12 protein-coding genes are annotated in these 20,227 nt (G+C 54.5%); 7 read left to right on the top strand and 5 right to left on the bottom strand.

Annotation, left to right across the window (positions count from 1 at the left end; translation table 11 throughout):
* Positions 1-74: 74 nt before the first annotated feature.
* The 3 genes from AC5DDB_RS04870 to AC5DDB_RS04860 all read left to right on the top strand — a co-directional run bounded on the left by AC5DDB_RS04870 (position 75) and on the right by AC5DDB_RS04860 (position 3,959).
* Complete coding sequence (locus AC5DDB_RS04870; RefSeq protein ID WP_491738561.1) at positions 75-1,019, top strand: sugar phosphate isomerase/epimerase family protein; 945 nt, start codon at positions 75-77, stop codon at positions 1,017-1,019.
* A gap of 159 nt (positions 1,020-1,178) precedes the next feature.
* On the top strand, positions 1,179-2,186 hold the full coding sequence (locus tag AC5DDB_RS04865; RefSeq protein ID WP_491738560.1) for a glycosyltransferase family 2 protein: 1,008 nt from the start codon (positions 1,179-1,181) through the stop codon (positions 2,184-2,186).
* Between the two features lie 75 nt (positions 2,187-2,261).
* Positions 2,262-3,959, top strand: a complete 1,698-nt coding sequence (locus tag AC5DDB_RS04860) for an ArnT family glycosyltransferase (RefSeq protein WP_491738559.1) — start codon at positions 2,262-2,264, stop codon at positions 3,957-3,959.
* A gap of 11 nt (positions 3,960-3,970) precedes the next feature.
* Here the strand turns inward: AC5DDB_RS04860 and AC5DDB_RS04855 are convergent, their stop codons facing one another.
* The gene (locus AC5DDB_RS04855) at positions 3,971-5,869 is read right to left on the bottom strand and encodes a preprotein translocase subunit SecA (protein WP_491738558.1); all 1,899 of its coding nucleotides are present in this window, start codon (positions 5,867-5,869) and stop codon (positions 3,971-3,973) included.
* 133 nt (positions 5,870-6,002) lie between these two features.
* Positions 6,003-8,039: an HlyD family secretion protein gene (locus AC5DDB_RS04850; RefSeq protein WP_491738557.1), complete on the bottom strand. Its 2,037-nt coding sequence runs from the start codon at positions 8,037-8,039 to the stop codon at positions 6,003-6,005.
* A gap of 175 nt (positions 8,040-8,214) precedes the next feature.
* Here AC5DDB_RS04850 and AC5DDB_RS04845 point away from each other — a divergent pair, with 175 nt between their 5' ends.
* Positions 8,215-10,653 carry a hypothetical protein gene (locus tag AC5DDB_RS04845; protein ID WP_491738556.1) on the top strand — a complete coding sequence of 813 codons (2,439 nt, stop codon included), beginning with the start codon at positions 8,215-8,217 and terminating at the stop codon, positions 10,651-10,653.
* Positions 10,654-10,672: 19 nt separating this feature from the next.
* A complete protein-coding gene (locus tag AC5DDB_RS04840) occupies positions 10,673-11,137 on the top strand; it encodes a hypothetical protein (RefSeq protein WP_491738555.1) in 465 nt (154 codons plus the stop codon).
* A gap of 101 nt (positions 11,138-11,238) precedes the next feature.
* On the opposite strand, the gene ftsH is transcribed toward AC5DDB_RS04840, so the two are convergent.
* Entirely contained in the window at positions 11,239-13,167 is a 1,929-nt protein-coding gene (ftsH, locus tag AC5DDB_RS04835) for an ATP-dependent zinc metalloprotease FtsH (protein WP_491738554.1), read from the bottom strand.
* Positions 13,168-13,362: 195 nt separating this feature from the next.
* Positions 13,363-14,196 carry a glycosyltransferase family 2 protein gene (locus AC5DDB_RS04830; protein ID WP_491738553.1) on the bottom strand — a complete coding sequence of 278 codons (834 nt, stop codon included), beginning with the start codon at positions 14,194-14,196 and terminating at the stop codon, positions 13,363-13,365.
* Between the two features lie 243 nt (positions 14,197-14,439).
* On the opposite strand from AC5DDB_RS04830, the gene AC5DDB_RS04825 reads away from it, so the two are divergent.
* Positions 14,440-15,588, top strand: a complete 1,149-nt coding sequence (locus AC5DDB_RS04825) for an aldose 1-epimerase family protein (RefSeq protein WP_491738552.1) — start codon at positions 14,440-14,442, stop codon at positions 15,586-15,588.
* A gap of 85 nt (positions 15,589-15,673) precedes the next feature.
* On the opposite strand, the gene AC5DDB_RS04820 is transcribed toward AC5DDB_RS04825, so the two are convergent.
* A complete protein-coding gene (locus AC5DDB_RS04820) occupies positions 15,674-16,816 on the bottom strand; it encodes a hypothetical protein (RefSeq protein ID WP_491738551.1) in 1,143 nt (380 codons plus the stop codon).
* Between the two features lie 326 nt (positions 16,817-17,142).
* Between AC5DDB_RS04820 and AC5DDB_RS04815 the strand changes: the two genes are divergently transcribed.
* Complete coding sequence (locus AC5DDB_RS04815; RefSeq protein ID WP_491738550.1) at positions 17,143-20,199, top strand: WD40 domain-containing protein; 3,057 nt, start codon at positions 17,143-17,145, stop codon at positions 20,197-20,199.
* Positions 20,200-20,227: the final 28 nt, after the last annotated feature.

The following is a 20,227-nucleotide window of genomic DNA, read 5'->3' as shown; positions in this document are numbered from 1 at the left end:
ATTGACGCATCGGCCAAACACACATAAGCCTGGGGTCAGGTAGAGATTCCGAAGTAACCTACGAAGAGATACGCATGACGTCTTTCAACCGACGAGAATGGTTAGTTGGCACCGGAGCCGCGCTCACTGCGGGAGCGGTATCGCGATCCGCATCCGCTCAACCAACCCAACCAGAGCCAACCACTTTTCGTTATTGTCTGAACACCAGTACCATCCGTGGGCAGAAACTCGGGATCGTTCGAGAGATCGAAGTCGCATCGAAAGCCGGTTATGACGCTATCGAGCCCTGGGTTCGGGACATCGAATCTTACCAGCAAGACGGCGGTTCACTGAAGGATTTGCGGAAGCGAATCGAAGACGCCGGGCTCACGGTGGAGAGTGCAATCGGGTTTGCGCCGTGGATCGTCGACGACGAAACCACGCGTAAAAGGGGACTCGAGCAGGCCAAACGCGAAATGAATATGCTCGCGGAGATTGGTGGGAAACGCTTGGCCGCTCCGCCGTCGGGTGCCACGAACCAAACCGATCTCGACTTGTTCGCGGCCGCCAAGCGTTATGGTGAGCTATGTAAGATTGGCGACGAAACGGGTGTCGTGCCTCAAGTCGAAGTCTGGGGGTTTTCGAAATCGTTGTCCCGGCTGGGCGAGTCCGTGTTCGTGGCGATTGAATCGGGGCATCCGTCTGCGTGTCTCCTGCCCGACGTTTACCACATCTACAAGGGCGGGTCCGATTTCTCCGGGCTCAAAATGTTGGGACCGCAAGCGGTGCATGTATTTCACATGAACGATTACCCGGCCGATCCGCCGCGTGAGACAATCAACGACCGCGACCGGGTCTTCCCAGGCGATGGGGTCGCTCCGTTGACAGATATTCTGCAATTGATGCACTCGGTTGGCTTCGCCGGCGTGCTTTCGCTGGAATTGTTCAATCCCAAGTATTGGGAACAAGACGCCATTGAAGTTGCCCAGACCGGTCTCCGCAAAATGCAAGACGCAGTCGCCACGGCGTTTTCCTCCTGAACGTCGTAAAAGAAACACACCACCACTGCAAGACCGTCCAAAAATCCATCTGGACGTGGTTCCTGGTTTCTGCAAGACTTCCGCGCGGAAGGGTTCCCCGTGTCCATCGGGGACGTTTTACGGTCGGTCTGCCCGCTGCCAGGGAAAAAGGTTCGATTCATGGATGTCGATCGCGTTGACAGCGTTTCGGTTGTGGTCCCCATCTATAACGAGGTGGAAAACCTGCCGCTGCTCTACGATGCCTTGAACGAAGTTCTCACGAGTTTCGGTCGCGAATACGAGATGATTCTCGTCGACGATGGCTCGCGGGACGGCTCCAAAAAAGTTCTTCACGAACTCGCCGACCAAGACGCCCATGTCAAAGTCATCGAATTGCGGGCCAACTTCGGGCAATCGGCTGCGATGAGTGCCGGCATTCAAGCGGCAAGTGGCGATGTGGTCATCACATTGGATGGCGACATGCAGAACGATCCCACCGATATTCCCATGATGATCGAAAAAATCGAGGAAGGTTACGACCTCGTCCACGGTTGGCGGAAGAATCGGCAAGACGCATTGGTCAATCGCAAACTGCCGTCGAAAGCGGCCAATTGGCTGATTTCACGCACGACCGGATTTCCCGTACACGATCTTGGTTGCACGCTCAAAGCGATTCGTCGAGAGGTTGCTCAAGAGATTGAACTCTACGGCGAGATGCACCGCTTCATTCCCATTCTCGCTCATTGGCGAGGCGCGAAGTGTGCCGAAGTCGTGACGAAACACCATGCTCGACGGTTTGGAGTTTCCAAGTACGGGATCTCTCGGGTGACACGCGTGTTGCTCGACTTGATTACCGTGAAATATTTCATTCAGTATCTTGTCAGTCCGATGAAACTTTTTGGGTTTGTCGGTCTTCTATGTCTCGCTCTTGGCGGGCTATCGGGGGCGGCAACGATCTTCCTGAAAATGTTTCATGCGTTCGACATGACCGGCAATCCGCTGCTATTGCTTTCCGTGTTTTCCACGATGGTCGGCGGGCAGTTTCTTGCGGTCGGTATGCTGGGGGAACTTGGTTCGCGGATGTACTACGAAGTCCGCGGACGTCAGCCATACGCAGTCCGTCATACTCGGAATTTCGATCGGTCGCTTTCTATCGAAGACGAACGCAAAATGCGTCCAGCCGCATAGTCAAACGCGACACGATGATTACGAGGACACATCTTCCCAGCCGAACTGGAACACTGACTGCGGGACGCGGAGACCATGCTTTTCGGAGCCGACTCAGTTTTGCCGATGCATCGTGCGTTGCAACCGCGTGCCGGCGCTGAATCGGGTACCGAAACGACGCCCCGGCACTGGCCGCAACTGGCCGGTTTGGGATTGGTGTTGGCAGCAGGACTGATGTTCTTCTTCCGATTGGGAGAGTTCCGCGTCCTCGGTTCGCATGAAGTATTCGCCGTGGCACCAGCCCGAGCCATGCTGGAAACCGGCGATTGGGTCGTCCCAATGTACGGCGGCTACCCTCGCTTGGAAAAACCCCCGTTGATCTATTGGTGCATCGCGGGTTGGGGAAAAGTTTGCGGCGAAATCTCAGCCGCTACCGCCCGATTTCCCACCGCCTTGTCGGCCGTCCTGCTCGTCGGTCTTCTCGGCTGGTGGGGGAAGCGTTGGTATTCTTCTTGGGTCGGACTCGCTGCAGCCCTGGTGCAAATGACGAGCGTATGGATGTTGATTTACGGTCGAAAGGCCGAAGTCGACATGCTGTTGTGTCTACTGACGACCACCACGTTACTGTTAGTCATCGAACAACCCCGGAATGAACATGGTCTCCGTTCGTTCGTCCGCTGGACAGCGATTTTCGGCCTATTATCCCTAACGTGGCTCGCCAAGTTTCACTACGGGCTTGGAATGGTGCTTCCGGTCGTGGCGGCATTCATCGTTTCCGAACGAAATTGGCGACGACTATGGAGTTTCATCAATCCGCTCGGTTGGTTGTTTCTTGCTGCTGCGATCCTGATTTGGCCGTATCTCGTGCTTCAGGAACTGCCGGAAGCTTATCGAACTTGGCAACGTGAAACACTTGGACGTGCCGTCGGAACGCTCGGCCAAGACACCTGGTACTACTATGGCCCAAAACTTTTGTGGATGGCCTTGCCCTGGACGCCATTCGCGTTTCTGGTCATTCGGGAGAGCTGGCGAGCCGCATGGTTCGAACGCAATCGCCGCGAACGATTTCTTTGGATTTGGCTACTCACGCAAGTTGTGGTGCTCTCGCTGTCCGCGAACAAACATAAGCAGTATCTCATGGCGACATTGCCGGTAGTGTCACTACTGTCGGCGCGAGGGCTTGTCTGTCTGGCCGTCGATTTCTCGACTCAAAAGCGACAGTTGAGTTCCCGCTGGTGTTGTAGTTTGATCGCGGCTACTTGGTGCGGTGGCATCGCTTTGGCATCGGTATTCTGGTTTGAAGAACCCGTGCTGCGTTGGGCTGGGATATTGACGGGCGCGTCGTTCGCTTGCATTGGAACCGTCGGGTTCAACTTTCTGCAGCGTGGTCGAGTCGCTGAAGCGATGACGGCAACCGTATTGAACCTGCTGGTTTGTACGACGATTCAAATCGGCTGGGTCATGCCCGCCCGTGATCCCCGGTTGCCATTGGTCGAAATCGCGGAAATCTCGGCATCCGTTGTAGAACCAGGGCGTTCAATCTGTGTCTACCGACTCTATCGCGAAGGGTTGTACTGTTTCCTCGACGGACCCGCATACTGCGAAGATTCGGCCGATCAATTCGTGACGGATTTGGCTCCCGGCGAAACGCAATACCTGATCGGGTGGAAGCCGTTTGTCGATGAACTCGCGGACTGTGGAGAAATCAAGCACCTTCACGTATGGCCGAAAACAGGAACTCGCACACTGCCACACATGGCAGATCTGACGCTCGCGAAGTTCGTCAAACACTGAACGAGGGACCGCTATTCCGTCAGTTCCAAAAACGGATCGAGACCCATTTCACGGTGTCTTTTGTGTCGTTCCTTCTCGGCTTTCAGCAGGCCCTTGCGTTGCTTGGTGTGTTGTTTTTCGAGGAACCGTTGCGTACGGCGAAACATTTTCACCCAACTGCTGCTGATTTCCCCCTTCGCATTTGGCCGAGCCGACGCGCGATAAGCGAGAACTTTGGCCTGCGGCAGACACCGCAGTAATTCATCTTCCAATGAGAGGAAAAATTGATACCCACCGGGGTCACCTTGTCGAGCGGAACGACCGATCAACTGGCGATCAATCCGTTTCGAACTGTGAAACTCGGTGGCGATCACATGCAGACCGCCCGCCTTACGGACGGCTTCATCAAGGATGATATCGGTTCCACGCCCCGCCATATTGGTGGCGATTGTTACGCGTCCCTTTTGCCCCGCTTTCCCAACGATTGCCGCTTCCCGAGCATGTTGATAAGCGTTAAGAACTTCGTGTTCGATTTCGTTTTCAGTGAGGATTGCACTCAGTGCTTCCGACGCGTGCACAGACGGCGTGCCACATAAAATCGCTCGCCCGGCTGCAATCAGGCTGCGAACTTCTTCCATGATGGCCTGCCATTTGGCGGCTTGCGTGGCGAACACACGGTCCGGCAACCCTTTCCGCAGACAGGGACGGTGTGTGGGGATCACACTGACGGAAAGTTTATAACCGCGTCGCAATTCACGTCTTGCTTGAACGGCGGTCCCGGTCATGCCAGCCAGATAACGATAACGGCGGAAGAATGTTTGTACCGTCACACGGGCCGCTTGTCCGGTTGCCGAGGTAATTGGCAGAAGTTCTTTCGCTTCGACCGCTTGGTGCAGACCGTCTTGCCACTTTCGACCGTCCATCAACCGGCCGGTCCCTTCGTCGACGATCACAACCTCATCGTCTTGAATCACATAATCGCGATCACGTTTGAAGGCCAATTCCGCAGTCATCGCCCGTTCGACGTGTTCGTAGATTGTCTCGGTATCGACACCGTCCAAAACGAGCGGTTTCGGCATCAGGACGACATGTCGACAACCGGCATCGGTCAAATAAACGCTGCGACGATCGGGTTCGAAGATGTAATCTTGATTGAGCGTCAGTCGAGGAGCCGTCCGGCGACACCACCGTAGAAGTTCAACGGTGCTCGTCTCTTGCGGGACCGCCAGACCAATAATGAGCGGCGTTCGCGCTTCGTCGATGAGAATACTGTCGGCTTCGTCGATGAGAGCAAATTCCTGCCCGCGTTGAACGGGTTGCTCACCGCCTCCGCCTTGGGTTCCGAACGGGCGATGTCGATCGATTTCCTCATTGCCGCCACCGATTTTGAGACGATCACGCAGAAAATCAAAACCAAACTCTTTCGCCGTCCCGTAGGTAATGTCCCGTTTGTAGTTTTCTCGACGATCGTCGTCTTCTTGGTCCGTGAGAATACAACCGACCGTCAAACCGAGCATCTTGTAGATGCCCTCGTTGGACTCTGCATCCCGCTCGGCGAGGTAATCGTTAACCGTAATAACGTGACATCCACGTCCCGGCAACGCCCGCAAGAACGCGGGTAGAGTCGCAGTCAGAGTTTTTCCTTCCCCTGTTTGCATCTCGGCGATGTGGCCTTCGAACATGACAATGCCACCGAGCAACTGCACCGGATAATGTTCTTTGCCGGTGACCCGTCGCGAGGCTTCCCGTACCAATGCGTAACTCTCAATGAGCAGCTTTTTCATTGGTGTGCCGCCGCGGGCTTGCCAACGGATTTCGAGCGCTCGTTCGCGGAGTTTCGTGTCTCCCCACTCACGCATTTGTTTGCAGCGGGCGAGGATTTGATCCACCGTCCGCCAGTAACGCATCATTCGCACCCGATTCGCGGGCATCTAGGAATCTCCTCAGCGTCATCTCAGAGGCTTGGGAATGGGTGTTACGGGTTAGAGAACCGAACTGGGTCTCTTACCGGAAGGAACACGCACGGCTTACGGAGCCATGGCACACTCAATCGCTGGACGCGGTCTATAGCCAGAACGTGCGTTGGAAGAATTCGATGACATCACCGAATAGACAATACCCAAGACTGCGATTGCCCGTGCTGATTTTCGCTTGGACTTCCGCACCGATACGACGATCTTCGGCCGGGAGTGCTTGAGCATCAATGTCGACGATAACCGGTAGAACCAAGCCTTCTTCTTGAGACACTTCGGCACGCGTTCCCAGGTCCTCCACAACACCGACATAAGTGTACTCCGGCCGAGTGGCGAGAATGTACTCTGTCGGCAGTTGCTTGGTATCCAGGCGTCCGTAACCATCGAGCAAGTGCCCCAACCGATCGGCGGAAACATCGAGTTCCAATTGCCAATCGCCTTGGTCGTTCATGATTTCTAACAACACCTCACCGCGTGACACCGGTCGTCCACGCAACTTTTGCCGAAGTTGGAAGGTTGCGACAACACCATCGCGGGGAGCTTTCACCGTGAGCTGTTCCCTGCGGTGCGTGATCTTGGCCACACGTTCGGTGAGGTCATCGATCGAAATCCGTGTCTCCTCGAGTTGCCCAAGCAGGTCGTCCCGCTGCGCGAGGGCTTCGTCGTTGACCACTCGAATCGTTTCGATTCGCCCGAGCAGCGTTGTCTTCCGTTTCTTTTGTTGTTCGAGCTGGTGAGTTAACGCGAGGTATTCGTTTTCCAGTTGGTCATTGCGAAGAGTGAGCAGAACATCGCCCTGTTTCACCCGCTGACCACCTTTGACTGTGATATCTTCGACGTCACCATCTTCCGGTGCGAACACGTGTTGCTGTTCCACCGGCATCAACCGACCTTCGCCCGTCACGCGGTAATCCCACGGAACGAGCACCATCACACCGACAACCAGCAGAATTACGGCGAGTGCGATCAGTGTCTTGACCAGTCGGCGACCGACGAGCCATTCCCGGATGCTGCCAATACGTCGCCAAAGTGGAAGTAGGAAAATCCGTTCCTGCGAACGCGCCGAGTATAAACCGGCCGCCACATGCCCGGCGACGAGATCGACGCGATTGCGTAGGCGGGGCGACAACGCACCTTCGGACATTTGCTCGACAACCAGGCAGCCGAACGTTTTTCCTTCTTCGGCTGTCTTCTCCTGTTTCTGATCGTCTTCGTCGTTGTAACCAATGAGTGGCGGTGGCTCTTTGATGGGCACCATCAGGATCATACGGGCCCGGCCCTCTTCGACGAAGTGAGCCAACTGTTGTTCGATCTCCGGCGGCCACTCGGCCTGCGAACCGGTATAAACCAAGGTTTGGCCGCTATTGATGACGTTCTCGGCAAGCTGTCGCATCGTGCGGACAAGGTTCGCCCGTTTATGCACACGCTCTTGGCCACTGACCGCGAGAACTTCGGTTTTCCGCCCGCGGCGAACGACGACACTCACACGGTCGGTGTCGAGGATCATCCGCCCGTCACTCGCAGCGACATACGCAGTTTCCTTCAAATTCCGGCCGCGTTGCAATCCGTAAAGGTATCGCGAGAAGGATTCGAGATAGGTTTCATCCGTTTCGGGCCGACTTTCTTCCTTCTGGCGTCTCGCGAGATACTGCGAAGCGGCAGCACACATGCGTTCCACAAATTGCATGAAACCGCGACGTGCTCCGGGAGCAGTCTCGACCCGCTGGAAGACTTCAATCACGCCGACGCAATCGCGGCCGATCTTCAAGGGTGACAAAATGATCTGCTTATTGAGCGGCAACTCCCGGCCCATTGGGTTCTCGGGGTGCAACAGAATCGTTTGCCCAGTGCCCAACGCATCGGCGAGCAAGCGTTGATTGTTCGTCAGTGCCGCCGGCGCATCCGATAAGCCGATTTGCGAGAGACCGACTTCATAGGCCAGTCCGATCTGGCGGTTTTCATCGAGCCGCCAAAAGACCGCCGCTTCGGCAGCGATTGCCTCGGCCAACAGTTGCAAGAATTGCGGAAAGAAATCGTTAGGAGCGATTTCCGATTGGCAGAGCTGTTCAATTTGGCGGGCGATCCGCAGAACTTGCTCGCGAACGGCTTCCAGATTTGGCTGATTCACGGGCGACCATCCATAATAAGTGGAGCATCAACGGTGGTGAGGACTTAGGTACCATCGTGCGTTGGCATCGATTGGCAAAAGCGGATTGTCTGCGATATGGGTCGAGACAACCGATCCTCTCCGGATTTCTTCCCCAACGTACCGAAATTACCAACAGGAACGTTCCAGAACCCGGATGTCCTGTGGAGTTTCATCGGCGAGTTCGGCGAAAACATTGCGAACAACCGGCAAACTCCTTGCCGATTGTGCGGTTGAAACCGATTATACTCATAGCTCGCGAATGTGGGAACGACTGTCTCCCATCCGAACGCGAATTCTGTTGGGTTTGCCTCGTCAGAATTTTCCGTACGAAGATCTTCAAGTCGAGTTTGATTTGGTCAGTGTAGCCCCCGCACAACCGGTTTCACCTTCGCAACTTCCTTCCGATCGTCGACCGATTCCTCTGATTCGTCGGTCGGACTTGGTGGTGAAGCGGATCGACTACCGTGGTGAACCGCATTACGTCATTAAAGACCCGGTTGGGTTGCAGTACCATCGCTTGCGTCCGGAGCAGTACGCCGCTCTGGAACGATTGGATGGTATCCGCAGTTTGGAAGATATCAAACACGGGCTCAGCCGAGAGTTTCCGCATGTTCGGCCATCGTTGGCGGACGTGCAGCATCTTGTGCAAGACTTGCACATGAAGAACCTTGTCCAGTCGGACCGACCGGGGCAAGGTGTCGAGATGCTCAAGCGGGAAAAGAAGAACAAAAAGAAGAAAATCCTCAGCTCGCTCCGCAACATCATGTATCTGCGGTTGCCGGGTTGGGATCCCGAACAATCCCTGGTCAAACTGTATCCGTACACACGTTGGTTATTCAATCCGTGGGTGGTGCTGACTTGTCTGGTGTTCGTGGCGTCGGCTTGGCTTCTCGTGTTGATCAACTTCGACACGTTCCAACGCAAACTCCCGGAGTTCCAACAATTCTTCGGGTGGCCGAACTTGATCTGGATGTGGGTGACCCTCGCATGTGCCAAGATCATCCATGAATTCGGCCACGGTTTGTCTTGCCATCACTTCGGCGGCGAATGTCACGAGATGGGCGTGATGCTGCTCGTGTTCTCGCCGTGTTTGTACTGCGATGTGACCGATTCCTGGATGATCCGCAGCAAATGGCCGCGATTTTTCATCGGCGGCGCGGGGATGTACATCGAAGTCATTCTGTCCGCAATGGCAATTTATGTGTGGTGGTTCACGCAGCCAGGGTTGTTGAATTACCTGGCATTAAACGTGTTTTTTGTGACTACGATTACCACCGTCATCTTCAACGCGAACCCGTTGATGCGGTTCGACGGTTACTACATGCTCTCGGACTTGCTGGAGATTCCCAACCTCCGCCAAAAAGCCGACGGCATGTTGCGGGAGACATTCGCGAAGTACTGCCTGGGAATTGAACTCCGTCCGGACCCATTCCGCCCGGAAAGCGGACGTGGTTGGCTGATGTTCTTCTCGGTCGCTTCGTTTCTGTATCGCTGGTTGATTATTTTCGGGATTGCGACGTTTCTGTACACGGTGCTGAAACCGTACGGACTGCAAAGCATCGGGGCGACGATGGCGGTGGTGTCGCTTTCGACTTTCTTTTATTCGATGATTGCCGGGACCGTCCGAATCTTCAAAACGCCGAGGAGTGAACCGTTGAATAAGTTTCGGTTGGGTTTCTTCTTATTCGTAGTGACGGGGCTCGTCACGTTGGCGTTGAGCGTGCCATTCCCGTGGTACGTGGAAAGCCCGATGTATGTGCAGCCCGAAGACGTTCGACACATTTACGTCACGACACCGGGGCAACTGGATGACATCCGCGTCAAACCGGGAGAAACCGTCAAGACGGGAGACACGCTTGCGATTCTGCAAAACCCGGAATTGAGTGATCGGCTAAAGGAGCTTGAAAGTGAATACCACTTGTGGACAGCTCGCCTGAAAACCGCGATCGAAACGAACGATGCCGCCGGCGAAATTGAAGCAGAAGAACGACAAGTCAGTCTGGAGAAGGAAATCCGTGAGTTGCGTCGGCAAGTGGCGGAATTGACGATTGTGGCACAGATTGATGGTCGTATTGTGCCACCGCCGCGTAAGCCGATGCCGAAACGTGATCCGTCCGATCCCCGTCTTCCGCCCTGGCACGGCACACCACTTGACCAGCAAAACGACAAAGTGTGGCTCGATGCGCAAACGCACCTGTTTAGCATCGCCCCCAAAGACACGATGGAAGCGGTGCTAGTCGTCGACCAAGGCCAACGTGAAGACATCGCCGTCGATCTGCCGGTTCAGTTTCGGCTAGACCATTTGCCGGGCCAAGTGTTCGACGGAAAAATCTCAATGATTTCTCACCGACACTTAGAAAATGCTCCGCCATCGCTGTCCAACAAATACGGCGGTCCGCTTCCAACCGTGAGTGGTCAAAACGGCGAGGAGCAACTCACGAGCATTGCTTACGAAGCCACTGTGCAATTGGCCGAACAGACCGAAAGCCTACGAGCGGGCACCCGTGGCGAAGCGCGAGTCCTCGTGGAACGCCGCACCGCCGCCGACTGGCTCTGGCGATGGATTCGCAAAACGTTCTACTTCCGATTGTGAGCGACGTTCGAGTTGAATCGTGCAAGACCTTGTCCCGGACAAGTTTGTTCGTCATCCGTCTGTCGACACACGGGAAGCTCTCGCTTCGCGTCTCGGCTACATGTTTTCGCCATTCTCCCAGGATTGGGAGTGGGAAATGGCGGACATGAAGGACTTCGACCGTTATGTGGAACTCTATCTATCCACAGGGGTAACTACGGACGAACAACTTTCGCTGATGGAAATGATGATCCAAGCGGTCGAAGACGAAGTTGCAGGGCGAGCAACGGTCTTGCGGATCCAAGAGTTACCGAACTGGATCACCGTCGGCAAGTTGTTGCAACAGAATGCTCATTTACATGCAATGACAATTGCCTATTGGACCTGTCTCGATGCCGAAGAACCGGACGACGCCGAACAACAATTCTATGTGTCCGGTCCTATGAGACAGATTTGGAGTCGGGTACTTCCGGAACTCATTCGTTCCGCATGCAACTGGCATTGAAACGGTCGAATGAGTAAGCCGGAATCTGACTCGACAGTCTCGTACTCGTCGCCGACGTTGGCTGGGACGCTTCCCAGCCAACCATAATTCGGGCCACCAGTTTATTCCGTCTTCGTCGCTTGGCCGTTCAGCGAGTATTGATTGGGTTTGCCGCAGATTTCTTCGAGCATTTTGCGGTCGATCGCTTCATGCTGTTGCAGCGATTCCGCGATTTGGTCGAGATGCTCCCGTTGTTCAGTCAAAATTTCGATCGCTTGTGCTGAGGCACCGTTGAGGAAACGTTGAACCTCTTCGTCGATTTGCCGAGCAGTTTCGTCGCTGTAATGGCGTTGCTCGTGCATTTCCCGACCGAGGAAAGGATGTTCCTCGCCCTGATTGAAATACACTGGTCCGATGGCTTCACTCATGCCCCAATTCGCGATCATGCGGCGAGCGATCCGCGTGACTTGTTTCAAGTCGTTCTCGCCACCAGCGGTATATTCATCGAAGATAAGTTTCTCAGCGGCTCGACCACCAAGAGCCACGATGAGCTGCGTACGAAGTCGCTTTTCGCCAATGCTATAGCGTTCTTCATCCGGTAGGAACTGGGTCACGCCGAGTGCTCGTCCACGTGGGATAATGGTGACTTTGTGCACCGGGTCCGCATCGGGCAGCAACCAACCGAGCAAAGCATGACCGGCTTCGTGGTAGGCGGTCATTTCTTTTTCGTGATCGCTGAGAACTTCCTCTCGTTTCGGCCCCATCAAGACGCGATCACGGGCGTAATCGAAATCGTCTTGATTAACGCTACTTCGCGATGTGCGAGCGGCATTCAACGCAGCTTCGTTGACGAGATTCTTGAGTTCAGCACCGGAAAAACCAATGGTCGCGTTGCCGACTTCTTGCAAATCGACATCTTCGGCCAAGGGAACCTTGCGGCTGTGAATCTTGAGGATTTGGAATCGGCCTTCGCGGGTGGGGCGATCGATCGTGATGTGGCGATCGAAACGACCGGGACGCAACAAAGCCGGGTCTAACACGTCGGGTCGGTTGGTGGCAGCGATCACGATCACGGCTTCGCTGGGCGTGAAACCATCCATTTCGGAAAGAATCTGATTGAGGGTTTGCTCACGTTCGTCGTGACCACCCCCGACCCCAGCCCCACGCACACGACCGACCGCGTCGATTTCGTCGATGAACACAATACATGGTGCGTTGTCTTTGGCAGTGCGGAACAGATCCCGCACACGACTGGCACCGACACCGACAAACATCTGAATAAACTCGGAACCGTTGATGGAATAGAACGGCACACCCGCTTCACCGGCAGTCGCCCGAGCCAAGAGAGTTTTTCCGGTTCCGGGTGAGCCCATCAAGAGCACACCTTTCGGAATTTGGGCCCCTAAACGCTGGAACTTCGCGGGATTTTTGAGGAATTCGACGATTTCCTGCAATTCCATCTTCGCTTGTTGCATCGCGGCGACGTCGTCGAAAGTTGTCCGCTGATCGGATGCGTTAAAGCGTCTGGCTTGGCTACGGATGAAGTTGCCCATCATTCCGCCACCCATGGGGTCGGCCGATCGTCGCATGATGAACCAGAAGAACGCGATGATCATCACCGGGCCGATCAACCACAGAATCAACTGCGAACCGAATTGGCCGTCGGCTGGTTCCGCCGCAATGACAGCCCCACTCCGCCGAATCTTATTCGGGAGTTCAGGATCTTGCAGTGCGGGAATAGGAACCGGCGTGTTGAACTGCTTTTCGCCGTTGATTTGCTGTTTCCACTTCCCGGTGATGACGTCACCGTGGAATTGGACTTCCTCAACGTTTTTCGCATCAAGTTGATCGAGAAACTCGGAATACAGAACTTTCGCCCCGGAATTTAGCGGGTTTTGCTGATACATGAAGTAAATCAGCAAGCCAATGGCGACTAGCACCATCAACCAACCACCGCTGAAACTCGGCTTTGGAGCGTCGTCACCGGATTCGCGTCGGTTTGGTCGTTGAGGGGAACGCTCCGGACGACGTTCCGGTTTCGGATCAGACATTATGAAATCTCAAATTTAAGTATTCGATGCAATTGGGAAACTGTAGTTTCCCGGGACGCAATTTAAAACCATCCGACCGTTTGCGTCAGCCGTGCTTGCCTGGGTTGAATCGTTTTGTCGACTTCGAGCAAGGTGAGCCAATAGGTATCAGGTGACGACCAATGGTGGGAGCTATGTATGGTAGGCGATTCGATATCAGTCGGCAATTCCGTAACGGACGATACACCACAGAGCCTGGAAACCGTCTCGCCATCCGATTTTTTTGCCTTGTTCGTAAGTTCGGCCAGAATAACTCACCGACATTTCGTAAACGCGGAACCGTCTGCGAGCCACACGAGCGGTCACTTCCGGCTCGAATCCGAACCGGCATTGTTTGAGCCGCGGCGTGATGTCTTCCAACACTTCTTTCCGAAAAACTTTGTAACACGTTTCCATGTCGGTCAAGTTGAGATTCGTAAAGGCATTGGACAAGGTGGTGAGAAATCGATTCCCAAGGTAATGCCAGTAATAGAGCACACGATGCGGCTGATCCCCCAGGAATCGGCTGCCATAGACCACATCGGCCTTGCCTTCGACAATCGGGCGGAGCAATCTGGGGTATTCGGCGGGATCGTACTCGAGGTCGGCATCTTGGACGAGGATGACGTCTCCGGTTGCCTTCTCGAAACCCGTCTTCAGAGCCGCACCTTTGCCGCGATTGCGGTCGTGATAAACGGTCTTGATGCAGTTCTCATCGTCTTCCTCGTTCCGGATTTGCTCCATAATGTCGGACGAGGAATCTTGGCTGCAGTCATCCACCAGGATGATTTCCTTGCGGATCGGCACTGCACGAACGGCAGCCACGATTTCACGAAGGGTCTGCTCTTCGTTGTAAACCGGAATGACCACCGATAACAGCAGATCGGCCGGAATCGCGTAAAAGCCGAGTTGGCGACACGCCGATTCGCCGAGTGTTCGTCGAAGGTTGTTGTACCACTGCTGAGAATATGGTCGTTCGTCCGTGACGGTTTCAAATTCCTGGCTCGGCATTGACCGGTCTTTCCCTGTTCAGTTCAATGGGTCCGTCGCTGTGGAATGACTTGGTGCAATCTCCACCCGAGTTCGGCGGGTCAACAGATTCCGTCGCAACCGAGTGCTGAGATTGTGGGAAGCCGCATTGTCTCTCGAATTGGCGGTCGATGTCTAGTCTATCTTCGAGACAACTTCTCGATCAGCGAGCCGATGGTGGTGATTTCAATGTTTGGGTGAAGATTGTCAACGGAGCGTGCACCAATGAACCCCCTGAAACATGTTCTGCTCGATGTCCGCGAGGGTATTTATCTCGAGGACTGGAAGATTGACGCCAACCACTCCGGGCATGTCGGAGACTGGAGCGTGGCAAACCGACGAATGCACGGCGGACTTTCGGATGGCGTCGATGTGGTCACACTCAACAATGGCCAATTGAACGTCAATATTCTGCCCACTCGTGGCATGGGCTTATGGCGGGGAGCCTACAAAGGAATCCGTTTGGGCTGGGATGCGCCGGTTTCGCTGCCGGTTCATCCGAAGTACGTTGATCTTCAACGACGTGGCGGACTCGGCTGGCTCGACGGGTTCAACGAGTGGCTCTGTCGATGCGGACTGTCGTTCCTTGGGCCGCCAGAAAACGAAGCCGGAACCACATTGCACGGCCGAATTTCCAATCAACCTGCTCATCGAGTGTGGTTGGAAATCGATAACCTCAAACATACGTTGGCGGTGATCGGTGTGATCGAGGAGGCATCGTTATTTGATTCACGATTACAATTGACGTCCCGCGTGGAAACCGATTGGGACTCCGGTCGCCTGCGAATTATCGATGAGATCGTCAACGTCGGTGGGACGCCGGCCGAAGTGGAGTTGTTGTATCACATCAACAATGGCACACCCTTGCTCGGTGAGGGAGCCACCTGTGTGGCGGCTTTCGAACAAATGGCACCGCGTGACCCGCGGGCGGCGGAAGGTGTTGGCGATTGGAACGTCTTCGCGAAAGCCGATCCCGCGTATACGGAGCAAGCCTACTTCTTCCAACCCGTGGCGGACGACAATGGCATGGCGGAAGTGTTGCTTAAAAACTCGGCAGGTGATGCCGGTTTGAGCGTGCAGTTCGATCAGTTCAGTCTGCCATACTTCGTACTCTGGAAGAACACGCGGGCGGAAGCGGACGGTTATGTCTGTGGCTTGGAACCAGCGACTTGTCTACCAAACACGCGGTCATTCGAACGAGAACGTGGTCGGGTCATCACCTTAGAACCCGGGCAATCGCGGACGTGCCGCCTCCAATTGGAAGTCCATGCGGGTTCCGAGAAAGTCGCCGAACGCGTGAAATCGATCGCAAAGCTCCAAAGCACGGTGGAAGCAAGAATCCACCAATCCCCAATTGCCAATTGGAGCCCATAGTCCCGGTAGGTCAGACGGTGCCTGACAGAATCAGCTTCCGAAAACACTGCCCAACTTGATTGTTGGGCTTGGTCTGATCGACAGATCAATACCGCAGACCCGCACGGAGAATAAACCCGCTGTCGATATCGAAGTCGGGATTGCTGCCACGAAATTCGACTTCGCGGTCGAACACATACCCGGCTTCGATAAACGACCCCAAACCGGCCAAACCGTTGTCCGACCGCAGACCGAACATCACCCGCCAATCGCTCAACTGAATCTGATCGCCTTGCGTACCGGTCGGCCCGCTTTCTAATTCGATTTCGTACGATTCCACGTGATACCCGGCCGACACGTACAGCCACTTGTCGTCCTCACCCACGCGGCCGACGTAATAGCTAAACCGAGACTCTGGGAACATCAAGCGGTATTCGCTGCGGTCGTCGGGTGTGAAGACGATCCCGCCGTACGGCAGAATGATATCGTCCACGCGATCCCAATACATCGCACCGATCACGTATTGCAGCCCTGGTCCGGCATTGTAGACACCGGCGGCTTTGGCATCGAACTGAAACGCATCTGATCCAATATTTTGTTCGAAGTCGGTGTTGATCGACGGAGAAAACCCTAACACCAGACTCCAAGGCGAGCCGGTCTGCGTCACGGTTTCAAAGCTGTAACCAAGATGATAGACCGACGAGGGCAGGCGAGCGCCATTCGCAAGTCGCGGGCTTCGCCAAGACCGCCAGCCGGCATCCGGTCCATGCGTCAATACGGTGGAAGGGGAAATCTGCGAGGTGTAACCGGCCCCGATGTCGAGTCCAAAGATTCCAAACTCCCCTGTACCGGGGCTGATACTTTGATCGGGCATGTAGGTCGCGTCTAACCACGATGTCCAACCGAACTTGAACGGCTGCGGACCATTGATGCCGGAGTACAACGGCGGAGCCTCCTGCAACCACCACGGTTGCCCGCCTCCCGGTGGCGGTGTGCCATAACCGCCAACACCGTATCCACCGGGCGGTTCGAGGAACGGATCCTGAACGGGAGCGCCGTATTGGGCAAATTGCGGTCGCCACGGGTCTTCCAACCCGAGCGGCGTGCTAACCACACTGGGACTCGCCAGAGGAGACTGCCCGCGAATGACCACATTGAACGGTCGATCCACGTGATATAGGGAAGGTTCCACGTCGCCGGGCAAAGCCGCACCGAACGCCAGAGTTAGCAGGAAAGTTGATGGGGTCACGAGAGGATCCAACCTCGATCAAGACAGGTGATCTTTTGGCCATACGTTTCAGCGTCTTGCCAAAACTTGAGCCAAAGTGTCGTCAGATCCCAAAATTTGTCAACTTCGTTCTGAAGAAACGCCGGAACCAACTGACTTACGTACACTTAAGAAAGGGTGCGGTCGGGTTCGTAAGCGAGTGAATTGACAAAAATGGGTATCTAGTTAGTGCTAACAAGGTGTTTTCTTGTACAAAACAATGATTCGCGGCGAACTATAAGGATCGCTGATCTGATTACGCGCATGATTTTGGATAGGAATCTTTTAAGGAAGAACCGAACCAGACAATGAAACCGAATGACATGCCGAAAGAGATTGCGGGTTTCGAAATTAGATCCATTTTGGGTTCCGGCGCATTTGGAGCGGTCTATAGGGCGTACGATCCTGAATTAGACCGCGACATTGCGTTAAAGTTGCCCACCGAGTACACGTTGCAGTCAGAGAAAGCACAGAATCGATTCCTGAGGGAAGCGAAGACCGCGGCACGCTTACGTCATCCGAATATCGTACCGGTTTTCAAAGCCGGCCATGTGAGAGAACAGTATTACATTGCCTCGGCGTTCATTGATGGAGGTTCCTTGGCAAACGAGATCAACGGGAATCCGATAGAGTTCCGACGCGCGGCTGAAATCGTGCGGAAGCTGGCAGATGCACTCCAATACGCCCACGCAAACGGCATTGTCCACCGCGATGTCAAGCCAGACAATGTGTTACTCGACGAACGTGGCGAGCCTCAACTAACAGACTTTGGCATCGCGAGACTGGAAGATTCGACATCGAAAGACACGACCGACGGACAAGTGCTCGGAACACCACGTTACATGGCCCCCGAGCAAGCCGCTGGCAAGCAGAATGAAGTTGGCCCTGCAAGCGATCAATATGCCCTGGGAGTTGTTCTATACGAATTGTTGACTGGACGTGTTCCATTTGAAGGGCCAACCAATGTTGTGCTTGGTCTTCTCCTCACGCAAACGCCACTGCCCCCGCGTTCCCATAATCCCTGCATTCCTTATGAGCTCGAAGTCATCTGCTTAAAAGCGATGGCGAAAGATCTAAGTCGGCGGTATGCCGACTGCCGAGAACTTGCCAAGGACCTAGAACATTGGCTTAGCGATGAGCCAATCACAGCGTTACCGGCCTCCAAGCTGCGATCTTTTTCGCGTTGGTGCCGAAAGAATCCGGGGCTGGCTACGCTATCGGGAACCGTGACCGCACTGCTTGTAATGATCGCCGCGATTTCGCTTGCGGCGGTGTCACGGATTGAGGCGGAACAAGCCCGCACAAACGCGAAGGCTGCGGAATTGTTGAAAGAGAATCAGCGTGCCAACCAAGAAGCCGATAACGCGCAAGAAAAAACCCGATTGGCAAAAAAAGAGTCGCGTCGCGCCTTTCGGAACTACTACATTTCCCAGATGAATTTAATTGTCCGAGATTGGGAACACGCAAGTCTCAGCCCGTTGCTGGATCGCCTTAACAGTACAATTCCTGCACACACCGGAAACGAAGATTATCGAGGATTCGAGTGGCATTATTGGACTCGACGATGCCGTAGCGGTCATTCGACTTTCAGTGGAAACGCCGGTCCTGTGATGAGCGTGGCATACAGTCCAAATGGCCGGACACTTGCCACCGCTCATTCCGATCAGAATCTTGGAATTCATGATGTAAAACTCTGGAACACGGCAAGCGGCGAGGAAATAGCGACGCTCAGCGGACATTCGGCACCCGTGTTTTGCGTCGCATTCAGTCGCGATGGTCGGACACTTGCTTCAGGGTGCTACGACAGTTCGGTGAAACTTTGGGATGTCGAAAGCGGTCGGGAAACTCCCATTCGCAAGGAATATTCCGACATGGTCAAAGATTTGGCATTCAGTCCGGACGGGCGAACGTTAGCTGCCGGATGTGTTGACAACACGATCCGACTGATCGATGTAGAAAGTGGGCAGGAAACGAAAACTCTCAAAGCACATTCCACTCACGTCAATTGCGTTGCCTTCCACCCGAACAGTCAAATACTTGCTTCGGGGGGACTGAGTAACACGGTTGAGCTTTGGGATTTGGCAGCAGAAAAAGTCACTGCGACCTTGAAAGGACATTCCGGCGATGTGAAGAGCGTCGCATTCAGTCCGGACGGGCAGATGCTCGTCTCAGGAAGCGGCGATAAAACCATCAAACTTTGGGACATGACCAATCAAAAGGCAATCGAGACTCTGACAGGGCATAAATCACTTGTCGTGAGCGTCGCTGTTAGTCCTAGCGGACTGACAATCGCCTCTGGTGGTTTCGACGATGTTGTGAGAATTTGGGACGTGGCAAGTCGGAAAGCGACCGGGACTTTCATTGGACACACTGCCCCGGTATCCGGCCTCGCGTTCCACCCGGACGGTACAAAACTAGCGTCCGGGAGTTATGACGGCACGGCGAAGATTTGGGATTTGGAAAGTGGGCAGGAACCGCCAACGTTCCATGGGCATACGGATGGCATCACTGGGGTGGCATACAGTCCGGATCGGAAGACCATCGCATCGAGTAGTTTTGACAACACTATTCGGCTTTGGGATGTGGCGAGCGGTGAGGAAGTTCAACGTCTTATAGGCCATTCCCATAACGTCTATTGCATTGCGTTCAGTCCAGACGGGCAAAACCTTGCATCCGGATGCGAAGACGGAACAGTTAAACTCTGGGACATATCAAATGGTCAAGCTAAATCAACTCTTGAAGGGCATACCGGGCGGGTTGAGAGTGTGGCCTTCAGCCCGGATGGGAGCAGCCTCATTTCGGCCAGCATTGACAAGACGGTCAAGCTATGGGACCCGACAAATTTGCAAAAAGTAGTAACTCTCGAAGGAATCTCCCAAAGTGCTCGAGGCATCGCTTTCAGCCCGGATGGGCGAACATTCGTCACACTCAGCGGTAGGAATACCATTTCAATCTGGAATACTTCCACTCGTCAAAGAACAGGTATTTTCGAGTTACCTTCTGACTATGTCACTTGCATTGCATTCAGTCCCGATGGACTGACACTGGCGACCGGAAGTTATGGCAGAACCATTGTGCTCTGGGAAGCGGCCCGGTGTCAGAAAATCGCAACCTTTACAGGACACTCCGACTCTGTACACTGTGTCGCATTTAGTCCGAATGGACAAAGGTTGGCATCTGGCAGTAGTGATGGTATACGACTTTGGGACATCGCCAGTAGTCAAGAGACGGCAAACCTCAACGAACACTTGAGCACTGTAACATGCGTGGCATTCAGCCCCGACGGTCGAACACTCGTTTCGGGCAGTGCTGACAAGACGGTCAAAGTTTGGGACGGACGTCCGCTAAACGGCGAGCTTCAATAGTCAACATCATATGTTTGCTAATAAGTAG

It is taken from the genome of Thalassoroseus sp. (assembly GCF_984380535.1).
This window is presented reverse-complemented; position numbering and strand designations above follow the sequence as displayed.

What these genes read in the sequence shown, in the direction of transcription:
- AC5DDB_RS04815 (WP_491738550.1), top strand. Translation starts at nt 17,143, where the DNA reads ATGAAACCGAATGACATGCCGAAAGAGATTGCGGGTTTCGAAATTAGA.
- AC5DDB_RS04870 (WP_491738561.1), top strand. Translation starts at nt 75, where the DNA reads ATGACGTCTTTCAACCGACGAGAATGGTTAGTTGGCACCGGAGCCGCG.
- AC5DDB_RS04825 (WP_491738552.1), top strand. Translation starts at nt 14,440, where the DNA reads ATGAACCCCCTGAAACATGTTCTGCTCGATGTCCGCGAGGGTATTTAT.
- ftsH (WP_491738554.1), bottom strand. Translation starts at nt 13,167, where the DNA reads ATGTCTGATCCGAAACCGGAACGTCGTCCGGAGCGTTCCCCTCAACGA.
- AC5DDB_RS04830 (WP_491738553.1), bottom strand. Translation starts at nt 14,196, where the DNA reads ATGCCGAGCCAGGAATTTGAAACCGTCACGGACGAACGACCATATTCT.
- AC5DDB_RS04860 (WP_491738559.1), top strand. Translation starts at nt 2,262, where the DNA reads ATGCTTTTCGGAGCCGACTCAGTTTTGCCGATGCATCGTGCGTTGCAA.
- AC5DDB_RS04865 (WP_491738560.1), top strand. Translation starts at nt 1,179, where the DNA reads ATGGATGTCGATCGCGTTGACAGCGTTTCGGTTGTGGTCCCCATCTAT.
- AC5DDB_RS04845 (WP_491738556.1), top strand. Translation starts at nt 8,215, where the DNA reads ATGTCCTGTGGAGTTTCATCGGCGAGTTCGGCGAAAACATTGCGAACA.
- AC5DDB_RS04855 (WP_491738558.1), bottom strand. Translation starts at nt 5,869, where the DNA reads ATGCCCGCGAATCGGGTGCGAATGATGCGTTACTGGCGGACGGTGGAT.